11 protein-coding genes are annotated in these 9788 nt (G+C 33.5%); 1 reads left to right on the forward strand and 10 read right to left on the reverse strand.

The annotated features are described in order from the left end of the window. The 3 genes from uvrC to ACT8VG_RS03665 form a co-directional block, all read right to left on the reverse strand. The coding region (uvrC, locus tag ACT8VG_RS03655; protein WP_444195226.1) for an excinuclease ABC subunit UvrC at window positions 1-967 on the reverse strand (967 nt) is incomplete at its 3' end. Further along, window positions 960-3260, reverse strand: coding sequence for an endonuclease MutS2 (locus tag ACT8VG_RS03660; RefSeq protein ID WP_440252222.1), 2301 nt, complete (start codon window positions 3258-3260; stop codon window positions 960-962). The genes uvrC and ACT8VG_RS03660, both read right to left, overlap by 8 nt. A 1-nt stretch (window position 3261) precedes the next feature. Further along, the gene (locus ACT8VG_RS03665; RefSeq protein WP_444195227.1) at window positions 3262-4050 is read right to left on the reverse strand and encodes a CvpA family protein; all 789 of its coding nucleotides are present in this window, start codon (window positions 4048-4050) and stop codon (window positions 3262-3264) included. 150 nt (window positions 4051-4200) lie between these two features. Between ACT8VG_RS03665 and ACT8VG_RS03670 the strand changes: the two genes are divergently transcribed. Further along, window positions 4201-5073: a ribonuclease HIII gene (locus tag ACT8VG_RS03670; protein WP_192924018.1), complete on the forward strand. Its 873-nt coding sequence runs from the start codon at window positions 4201-4203 to the stop codon at window positions 5071-5073. A 25-nt stretch (window positions 5074-5098) separates the two neighbouring features. On the opposite strand, the gene ACT8VG_RS03675 is transcribed toward ACT8VG_RS03670, so the two are convergent. The 7 genes from ACT8VG_RS03675 to nadC all read right to left on the reverse strand — a co-directional run. Beyond that, entirely contained in the window at window positions 5099-5578 is a 480-nt protein-coding gene (locus ACT8VG_RS03675; RefSeq protein ID WP_117458853.1) for a deoxycytidylate deaminase, read from the reverse strand. Further along, window positions 5571-6491 (reverse strand): RluA family pseudouridine synthase, encoded by a 921-nt coding sequence (locus ACT8VG_RS03680; RefSeq protein ID WP_444195228.1) that lies wholly within the window; start codon window positions 6489-6491, stop codon window positions 5571-5573. The genes ACT8VG_RS03675 and ACT8VG_RS03680 overlap by 8 nt, the downstream gene beginning before the upstream one ends. After that, window positions 6461-6967: a signal peptidase II gene (gene lspA, locus ACT8VG_RS03685; RefSeq protein WP_022424987.1), complete on the reverse strand. Its 507-nt coding sequence runs from the start codon at window positions 6965-6967 to the stop codon at window positions 6461-6463. Before lspA ends, ACT8VG_RS03680 begins: the two co-directional genes overlap by 31 nt. A 70-nt stretch (window positions 6968-7037) precedes the next feature. Further along, window positions 7038-7712 carry a PAQR family membrane homeostasis protein TrhA gene (trhA, locus tag ACT8VG_RS03690; RefSeq protein WP_195921143.1) on the reverse strand — a complete coding sequence of 225 codons (675 nt, stop codon included), beginning with the start codon at window positions 7710-7712 and terminating at the stop codon, window positions 7038-7040. A gap of 76 nt (window positions 7713-7788) precedes the next feature. Further along, window positions 7789-8523 carry a metallophosphoesterase family protein gene (locus ACT8VG_RS03695; RefSeq protein ID WP_444195229.1) on the reverse strand — a complete coding sequence of 245 codons (735 nt, stop codon included), beginning with the start codon at window positions 8521-8523 and terminating at the stop codon, window positions 7789-7791. A 55-nt stretch (window positions 8524-8578) separates the two neighbouring features. Beyond that, window positions 8579-9112 carry a transcription repressor NadR gene (locus ACT8VG_RS03700; protein WP_187012757.1) on the reverse strand — a complete coding sequence of 178 codons (534 nt, stop codon included), beginning with the start codon at window positions 9110-9112 and terminating at the stop codon, window positions 8579-8581. Beyond that, window positions 9113-9788, reverse strand: a 676-nt coding sequence (nadC, locus tag ACT8VG_RS03705) for a carboxylating nicotinate-nucleotide diphosphorylase (protein WP_444195230.1), incomplete at its 5' end; no start/stop codon positions are given.

A 9788-nucleotide genomic window follows, 5' to 3' on the forward strand; every position in this document is an offset into this window, starting at 1 on the left:
ATAATATTTCAGTTAATAGTTCTAGATCAACATCCTGAGGAATAAGCAGTTCATAAGGTTCTGGATGTGTTTGATAATAAGTGACTAAAAAACGAATCAAATCTTCTTCAAAATCTTCTCCTACTGGTTCTAAATTAAAATCATGATAGAGAAGTTTACCTTCACGCATAAAGAAGAGCTGAATACTAATGTAGCCTTTATCAATAAAATAACCTAAAATATCTCTATCTTTATAGTCTCCAAATTGGACATTCTGTTTTGCTGTGACATATTCTATAGAACGAATGAGATCACGATATTCTTTCGCAAGTTCAAATTGAAGATTTTCACTAGCTGTCATCATCTTTTCAGTGAGTTCATCTATTTTAGATTTGGTATTACCATGTATAAAAGAAATCAGTTCTTTTCTAATTTCATCATATTGGCTCTTGTCAACTTCATTAATACATGGCCCAAGGCACTGATGTAAAGAATAATATAGGCATGGTTTATCTGGGACATGATTACATTTTCTTAGTGGATAAAGCTTATTTAATAATTTAAAAGTATTTCTAGCTGCAGTGGCATCGGGATAAGGACCAAAGTACTTATTTTTTTTATTTTTAGTTTTTCTTACTATTTTAAGTCTTGGATGGGTTTCATCAGTGAGTTCAATATAAGGATAATAGGTATTATCCATGAACATGATGTTGTATTCAGGTGTATAGTCTTTAATAAGGTTAATTTCTAGTAATAATGCTTCCTTTTCACTGCCTGTCACAATATAGTCGAAGTCCCATATATGATCGACTAATTTTGTGGTTTTATAGTTATGTGCTCCTGTAAAATAAGAAGAGACGCGATTTTTAAGTTTTCGCGCCTTTCCTACATAAATAACTTTTCCGTCTGTATTCTTCATTAAGTAACAGCCAGGAGACATAGGAAGCAAAGAAAGCTTCTTTTTAATATAGTCTAGATTCTTATTCAAAGCTAACTACCGTTACACCTAAACCACCCTCATTTGGCCCACCATCACGATATTCCTTGACATATGATAAATGGTCTAGCTTCTTTCTTATACCATTACGTAAAATACCTTTACCCATACCATGAACAATACGTACTGAAGGATAACCTAGTAATAAAGCGTCATCTAAGAACTTTTCTACAATATTCATCGCTTCTTCGTAACGCATACCAATGACATTGACTTCGTAATGTCCAGTCTTCTTCATATGCTGTCTTGTGCCTGCTTTTTTAACCTTCTGAGGCTTAGAGGCACCATGCATGAATGTTACATCAGTATCCTTAACACGAGCCTGGAGACCACCTAAATCAACAAGCAATTCATGCTTCTTAACTTCTAGGACATCTCCTTCTCTATTCATTTTATCAAGTTTAACATGATCACCCTTTTTAAAGACATGATCCTGTATCTTGACTACTTCTTTCTTTTCATATTTCTGCTGATCTAATGCATGTTTCGCTGCAGTCACCTGATGAGGCTTTAAAGCACCTTGATTCATAATATCTTTAGTCAATTCATCAATTGTTTTCTTAGCCTCTTCAAGCATCTTATTAGCTTCCTGCTGTGCCTCTTCTACAATACGATCTTTCTGTTTTGTGGCAATAGAAAGCTGATGTTCATAACGATTATGAAGTTTTTCATTATCAGCAAGTAACGTATTGATTCTTTCTTCTTTTTCATCTAATTCAGCACTCTGTTTAGTAAGCTTCTCGGTTAGCTTTTCTGCTTCACTCATACGTTCTTCTTTATTATGTAAAGCTTGATCAATAATCTCGTGATCAAGACCTAAAGAAGCAGCAATCTCAAAGGCATAAGATGAACCAATAGAATGAAGCTTTAATCTATATGTAGGACGCATTGTTTCTACATCAAATCCAACAGATGCCAGAGTAATATCATCTCTTGATTGCCCATAGCTCTTAAGTTCACCATAGTGAGTAGATGCAATAATACGGCAGTCACGTCTTAATAAAGTATCTAGAATAGCTTCTCCTAGACATGCCCCTTCTTGTGGATCTGTACCAGAACCAATTTCATCAATAAGAATTAAAGAACGACATGTTGCGTGTTCTAAGATATAAATAAGCTTCTTCATATGTGATGAATATGTTGAAAGAGACTGCTCAATGGACTGTTCATCACCAATGTCGGTATAGACTGCATCAAAGAATGGAATAGAAGCTGAAATAGCCGGTACGGCTAAACCACTAATTGCCATTAATGAAAGTAATCCTGCAGTCTTTAAAGCAACAGTTTTACCACCGGTATTAGAACCAGTAATCATCAACATCTTACCATCAATAATAATATCATTAGGTACAATTCTTTCTTGATCAATAAGTGGGTGTCTAGCCTGTTTTAAAGAGAGAACACCTGATTCATTGATATCAGGTTTAATGCAATCATAATCACATCCAAAACGTGCTTTCGCAAAAATAAAATCTAGTTCAGACATGAGTTTCTGATCAAAATAGAATCTTGTATAGTTATACTTAACACGTCTTGTAAGGCTCTGTAAGATTTTATTGATTTCAGTCTGTTCCTGACTCTTTAATTCATTAAGTTCATTGTTCATAACAACAACACTTTCTGGTTCAATAAAGAATGTCTGTCCAGAAGCACTTGTAGCATGTACTAAGCCTTTGATTTCATTTTTATGAGGTGCTTTAACTGCAAGAACTAAACGGTCATTTTTGCTAGAGAGAGTATCCATACTTAATGAATTCTTTTCACTCTTTAAATACCCTTCCATAGAATGACGAATACGTCCTTCTAATGCATGCATGCTTTTTCTAATACGATAAAGTGTTTCACTGGCATGATCACTGATAGAGCCATCGGGCATAATGCATCTATTGATTTCTATATGTAACCCATTATCCCCTTCTAAGCCTTCCACTAAGTCTCTTAAGAGAATAATTTCTCCTTCATAAGCATTAAAGTAAGAAGTTACCTGAAAGATATTTTCTAACATATGATCAATAGCCATTAATTCTTCTGGTGCTAAAATACCATCCATCTTCGCTTTCGCAAGATATGCACTGATATCATGAAGTGGTGCAAGAGGTAAAGTACCCATAATACGATGAATAGTCATGGCTTCCTCTAAACGATTCTGTTCTTCATTTAAATCAGCCAGATTATCATACATTTCTAATTGTAATACTTTCTTTTTCGCAATCTCTGTACGGCAGCTGCCAGCAATACTATTTAGAATTCTTGGAAATTCTAATACTTTATAACTATCTAACATTTTATTCACTTCCTATATTATTTAATATTGTATTCTTTTCTGTGTCTGTATAAGGTGTTTTATTTAATAAAGAGATAAATTGAAGTTTTTCTTCATGAGGTATAATGACCTGCTGTTTCATTAAAGCTGGGCCTAATTGTGTATAGACAAACTGTGTTGCATCATGCTCATCTAACATTCCATGATCATAAGCATGATTATTCGCGATAATCATCTTCTTTAGTATATCTTGATCTTCTAGTTGAAGTGTATGCTGTCCTTTTAATAAGCTTCCATAAGCACTTGCTTCATTGATTGCTTTTTGTGAGATAATTGGTACATCTTCTATGATTAAATGTCCTATTTTAGAATTAGCTAATATATCAGGTCCAAAGAAGGGAATAATAACCATTATCATAACCATGAAGGAGATAAATACACCCTTTAATGCGTGAAGCAACGCACCTAATAAATGATTGACAAAAGCAGTGAGTGCAAAATGATCAGTCAATTGATTGACTAAAGGTTTAATAAGAACGCCTATGAGTCTGCGGATCACTTCTAGAACAACAAACATAATAATAAAGACTATCAACATATTTATAACTGAACCACCTAATTGTGATAAAGGATCATTTACAGGCTTATAAATCTGGATAATAGAAGAAATAGTTTCTACATTAAAATAAATAAAAAGCACCATGATTATAAAGCTTACTAAATCATATAATGTAGAGAAAAAACCTTTGAAATATCCACTAAAAAACATATATAACAAAAAAGCGATAAGAATCAAATCAAGAAAACTCATAACACTTACCTCCTTGACGTTGTCGGTTCTTAATTATAACAAATGAAATTTATACTGTCAAAAAAATGAAATTTATGATAAAATAAAACATGTGAGGTGAATATAGTGGAGCCAATTAAATTTTTGATTAATGAAAACATTTTAAACAAGATGAAGAAGTTTTATGACAGTCAGATGGTTCCATTCGAAAGCGAGAACCTTCTTTTAAAAGCTCATGCTATTGGCTGTGACATCGAAGTGACATCGAATTATGAAGCAAGCTTTTTAGGACAGAATGCGGTGCATGAAGCAAAGCATTGGTCTAGAAGTTTAGCAAAAAAGATTGAGCAGGAAAAGAATTCAGATCACTTATGTATGCATCCACATATTGGTGCTGCAGAAACAGGATCTGCTGATTTTCTTGGGCCGCTTTGTGTCGTTGCATGCTATGCCGATGATGAAGCACTTGAGATCATTAAAAACCTGCATATTGATAATATTGATGATTTGTCTAATCAGGAAATTATCAATTACGCTAAACTATTAAAAGGACATCTCATTTCATCACTACTAGTACTAGATAACTCACATTATAATAAGATGATTGATAGTGGAATCAACCAGGCAAACATTCGTGCACGTCTTTTTAATCAGGCTGTTGTGAATGTTCTTCAGAAAGTGAAGAAGAGTGTTGAATTTAAAGTTATTGATCAATTCGTTTCACCTAAGACTTATTATAATTATTTAAAGAGTGAAGTTATTGTCGTAAAAGATATGATTTTTGAAACCAATGCTGATGAACAGTATTTAGCAGTATTAGCTGCAGAAATCATTTCTCGTTATGCATATCTACAATATTTTGCTAGTATGACAAAGAGTTTAAAGATGAACCTTGCTAGAGGGGCTGGCACTAATGCCGAAATCGTGGCTGTTAAACTTGCGCACAAGTATGGTGATAAGATTCTTACTAAAGTATGTAAGTTGAATTTCACTAATATGAAGAGAGTTAAGGGAGCATTAAAGAAATTAAAAGAAGGCCTATAGGCCTTCTTCTTCATCTAGAGAATCATTATTGATTCTCTTTTTTTATTTCTATTTCAAATGCAGGAACTTTACGATAAGAAACACCAGCCACATCTAACATACGTTTAGCTGCTCTATCACTTTCTGTTCCTTTGTATTTTTCATCTTCATAGACAATTTCTTTAATACCACTCTGAATGATTGCTTTAGTACATTCATGACATGGGAATAAAGAAACATAGATACGACAACCCTGCAGCTTCTGAGTACAGTTAAGTATTGCGTTTAATTCGGCATGTACAACATAAGGATACTTGGTATCATACAAAGCCCCTTCTCTTACAGTCCAAGGAAACTTATCATCTTCACATCCTCTTGGAAGACCATTGTATCCTACCCCTACTATACGATTATCACTGTTTACTATACAAGCGCCAACCTGCGTATTAGGATCTTTAGAACGATAAGCAGAGAGTTTAGCTACTCCCATGAAATACTGATCCCATGTAATGATCTGCTTATCCATTGTATTCTCCTCCTAGTTCATTGATTTTTTCTTCAAAGAAATCAGGTAAAGGTGCCTCAAAGTACATATGTTCATTGGTTCTAGGATGTACAAAACCTAATACTTTAGCATGTAGATACTGACCATGTGTGTTATCATCATTTCTAAAGCCATATTGAGGATCACCATAAACTGGATGACCAATATATTGCATATGAACACGGATCTGATGTGTTCTACCTGTTTCTAGACGACATTCAATAAGTGTCATATCATCATAACGTTCTAATACTTTAAAGTTAGTGATTGCATCCTTGGCATTCTTACTAGTGACAGCCATCTTCTTACGATCCTTGCTATCACGTCCAATAGGTGCTTCAATACGACCTACGTTATGATTAATAACACCATGAACGAGTGCTACATAACGACGTACAACTGAATGTTCTTCTAATTGTTTAGATAATGAACGATGGGCATTATCATTTTTTGCAACCATTAATAGACCACTTGTTTCCTTATCAATACGATGTACAATACCAGGACGTGTAATACCATTTATTGCTGATAAATCATGACAATGATAGAGTAATGCATTCACAAGTGTTCCTGAATAAATACCTGCTGATGGATGAACAATCATACCTGTAGGTTTATTGACGACAATCACATCTTCATCTTCATAAACAATATCTAATGGGATATTTTCAGGATTAATTTCAGTACTTTGAGGATCTGGTAAAGTGACCTGGATGATATCCTCTTCTTCTACCTTATAGTTGGCTTTTTCAACATTATCATTAACGATAACCTGTCCTGCTTTAATCCATTTCTGAATCTCAGTACGTGAACGATCAGGCATATGATTTAAGATCACTTTATCTAAACGCAAGCCTTTTTCTTCTAATTCTGGTGTAATTGATTGTATTTCCATTGTTTATATTCTCCAATTCCTAAATCTAAGATGATTAATAAAACACCTATTACAACACCCATATCGGCAATATTGAAAATAGGAAAATCATAACCAAATACAAAGAAATCTAAAAAGTCTCTTACATAATGAAAAACAACACGATCATATAGATTTCCTAGCATACCACTAAATATAAGCACAATTCCAAATCTTAATAAGACCTGGGATTTATCACTTTTGATAAAATAATAAATAAGCATAATACCAGCAATAATAGAAATTGCATAGAACATAAAGAAATGCCCTGAAAGCATACCCCATGCGGCACCTGTATTATGAATATAAGTGAAATAAAAAAAGTTTTTAATGACCTGATAGCTCTGGCCTAACTGCATTGATTCATTGACTACAAGTTTCGTTACTAAATCGCCACCTAATACAATAATAAATGTGATTAAGTATAAAAAACCGTATTTAAAATTTATTTTTTTCATTTAATCATCCTTTCCTCAACGATTATAGCATGTCTTTAAAAGATATAAAAGAAAAACAGGCGTAAGCCTGTTACATGCAATATAAGATGATGCATAGAAAGTGTAGAATGCTACCAAGTAAGATCCATAGATGCCAGATACAGTGCATATAATGTATTTTTTCTTGTAATCCATAGAAGATTGTACCGATTGTATATGCTACACCTCCAGCAACCAATAGATAAATACCATTCATTCCAATAGTACCTGGAAGTAAATTAAACTTAAAGACAATACACCAGCCTAGAACTAAATAACATGCCATAGAGAACTTCGCAAACTTGTTGATATCATAGGCATTTAATGTAATCCCTAGAATTGTGACTGCCCATACAATACCAAATAATACCCATGCCCAGAATGGATCTGCCTGTCTTACAGAACATAAAAGTACTGGTGTATAGGTTCCTGCAATCAAGACAAAGATGCTGCAATGATCCATAATCTGGAATACTTTCTTTGCTTTCAAATTAGGAGATAAACCATGATAAATAGAACTCATTGTATATAAAAGTATCATTGATACACCATAAACAATACCAGATGCAAGTCCATATCCATTATGATGTAAACATGAGAATATAATACATAATACAAGTGCTGCAACACCAAAAGCAGCCCCTACTATATGAGTCACCATATTAAATATTTCTTCACCACGTGTATAGTTAGGAAGTACACGGTCATCTAATTTTGTACGTTTCATATTGATCACCTCTTGTACAGCAAGTTTAACATATCTATTATTTAATGTCAATATATCTAGTATCGAAGTCTAGATGCTAACATTCATATGTATTCCATTGTTTAATGATACGATGAGACTCACATTCATATATTGTATTAAAGAGTGCTGTCTGATTTCTCCATAATTCTCTGTCTACATGAAAATGCCCAAAATACCAATGAGTATAGCTTGTTTTCTTTTGTATGTAATTTAAATAAGTCGTTAGAGGAAATTCCTGATAGACATCACCTTTTATTCTATATTGTTTGATTGTCGAAAGGAAGTAGACTGTTTCATCAGGTGCAGTATGAGTTAAAATATAGTCTACTTGATTATTGACTTCTTCTAAATGTGTTAATCCATTCTCATATTCCTGCTTGCTTGGCATTTCTTGTGGCCACCAGGAAACATTCTCTTTACGTAATGGCTGATCAATAGAATAGCCGCCACCAAAGGTAAAGAATGTCTTTCCTTCTATTGTATAGATTTCTCCACGCATTAAATGAATAAGGTTTTGTCTGATTTTATGGACACGTCCCCCATTCCATGATTCTATTTGATAACTATTAAGTAGATTAAAGTTTTCATGATTTCCATCAATAAATAAAACAGTATAAGGCTGTTCACTAATAAAATCATAGAATGATTCTTCAGAAGAATATTTCTGTTGGAAAAAGCCGATTCCAAAATCACCACAAACTATAATTATATCCCCTTCTTTAAGTACAGGATCTATCTGCTCAAGCCATTTAAATTGATTTCCATGTATATCACCTGTTATATAAATCATGTTCTTCACCTCCATATCATTATATATGAAAAAAAGCCATCAATGAAGATGGCCTTTAGAATTCCACAGGTTCATATTCCTGTAGTTTTGCGAGATATCCTAGCTTTGATAAAGCTTCCTGTATTTCATCAAGTCTCTCATCTGTTTCAGCACAGATAGTATGATAATGATATCCACTTGTCACTGTCATTAAAGAGATAGATTTCCCACATTTTAAATTATCTAGATATTTCTTTACATCTAAACGTGATGCGATATTAAGAGGTGCATGTACAATATGATAAGCTTTATGATAGACAAAGATATCTTTCACATAACCACCTAAATCAACTATAGTATTTAACTCTTTTTCTATATCTGCATCTGTATGCTGCATTTTAAGAACTCTTTCTACCATTGCAGACTGACGTATAATATATCCTTTATTAGTTGCTTCTATAACATGATTGTTAGCACGAAGAAGTGCGACATCATTCACAATAACCTGACGTGAAACCTGAAGACGTTTCGCAAAATTAGAAGCAGAAATCGGTGTATCACTTTCCATCAGTTCTGTAAGGATGTAGTCCCTTCTTTCTTTACCAGTCATTTAGTCTCTCCCATTAATTGCATGAAGGTTCTTTAATGATAAATCTAGAATCTTTGCAGAGTGTGTTAAAGCACCACTAGAAATGAAATCAACACCCATATCTTTAACTCTATTAATGTTTTCTGCAGTCACATTACCTGAAATTTCAATTTCAGCACGTTTATCAATATAATCAATAGACTGTTTTAATAATTCAGTACTCATATTATCAAGCATGATAATATCAGCACCTGCAGCAACTGCTTCTTTCACCATATCAAGTGTTTCTACTTCTACTTCAATCTTTCTTACTGATGGAGCGTAGTCTCTTGCCATCTGTACAGCTTTAGTGACGCTTCCTGCAGCACCAATATGATTATCCTTTAATAAAACACCATCTGTTAAGTTATATCTATGGTTGCTTCCTCCACCTACTTTAACAGCATACTTTTCAAAGATTCTGTTATTTGGAGTTGTCTTTCTTGTATCAAGTAACTTAATATCTGTATCTTCAAGAAGATCTGCCACCTTACGAGTATAAGTCGCAATACCTGACATTCTCTGTAAGTAATTAAGAGCAGTTCTTTCACCTTCAAGAAGAGTTCTCATATCACAAGTGACTTTAGACAATAATTCAACTTTATGTACTTCATCACCATCATGAGCAAAGAAATCAACATAAACATCTTCATCTAAT

The organism is Catenibacterium sp., assembly GCF_052354645.1.
GTDB lineage: Bacteria > Bacillota_I > Bacilli_A > Erysipelotrichales > Coprobacillaceae > Catenibacterium > Catenibacterium mitsuoka_A.

Coding starts and splice junctions, on each gene's coding strand:
- ACT8VG_RS03660 (WP_440252222.1), bottom strand. CDS start 3,260: ATGTTAGATAGTTATAAAGTATTAGAATTTCCAAGAATTCTAAATAGT.
- ACT8VG_RS03665 (WP_444195227.1), bottom strand. CDS start 4,050: ATGAGTTTTCTTGATTTGATTCTTATCGCTTTTTTGTTATATATGTTT.
- ACT8VG_RS03670 (WP_192924018.1), top strand. CDS start 4,201: ATGAAGAAGTTTTATGACAGTCAGATGGTTCCATTCGAAAGCGAGAAC.
- ACT8VG_RS03675 (WP_117458853.1), bottom strand. CDS start 5,578: ATGGATAAGCAGATCATTACATGGGATCAGTATTTCATGGGAGTAGCT.
- ACT8VG_RS03680 (WP_444195228.1), bottom strand. CDS start 6,491: ATGGAAATACAATCAATTACACCAGAATTAGAAGAAAAAGGCTTGCGT.
- lspA (WP_022424987.1), bottom strand. CDS start 6,967: ATGAAAAAAATAAATTTTAAATACGGTTTTTTATACTTAATCACATTT.
- trhA (WP_195921143.1), bottom strand. CDS start 7,712: ATGAAACGTACAAAATTAGATGACCGTGTACTTCCTAACTATACACGT.
- ACT8VG_RS03695 (WP_444195229.1), bottom strand. CDS start 8,523: ATGATTTATATAACAGGTGATATACATGGAAATCAATTTAAATGGCTT.
- ACT8VG_RS03700 (WP_187012757.1), bottom strand. CDS start 9,112: ATGACTGGTAAAGAAAGAAGGGACTACATCCTTACAGAACTGATGGAA.